This is a genomic window from Psychrobacter sp. W2-37-MNA-CIBAN-0211 (assembly GCF_040309405.1).
GTDB lineage: Bacteria > Pseudomonadota > Gammaproteobacteria > Pseudomonadales > Moraxellaceae > Psychrobacter > Psychrobacter glaciei.
The window spans coordinates 1-256 of sequence record NZ_JBEOOU010000380.1; the positions used below are offsets into that span (position 1 = coordinate 1).

Annotated in this window: 1 protein-coding gene; it reads right to left on the reverse strand. The window is 43.0% G+C overall.

All coding sequences use genetic code 11. From position 1 onward, the window contains the following. The coding region (locus AAEY72_RS15565) for an FAD-dependent oxidoreductase (protein WP_352311515.1) at window positions 1-230 on the reverse strand (230 nt) is incomplete at its 3' end. Window positions 231-256: the final 26 nt, after the last annotated feature.

Genomic DNA, 256 nt, shown 5'->3' on the forward strand with positions numbered 1-256 from the left:
ATTGTGCCCATCACAAACCCTTTATCTACATCAAACAAGCTGTGAGAAAATGCGTTTTGGTCGGTGCTTTTAAAGTGTTGATGGTAGCCACGCATAGGAAATAGAGGGATTTCATAACCCAATGGTTTAATGAGATCAGCTGACCAAGGACCGGCAGCAATGACCAAATTCTGACATAAGTGGGTTCCGCTCTCGGTAATGACCTGCCAGCCCTCTTCTGTCTGTATCATATTTTTTACGGTGGATTGTTTTATCT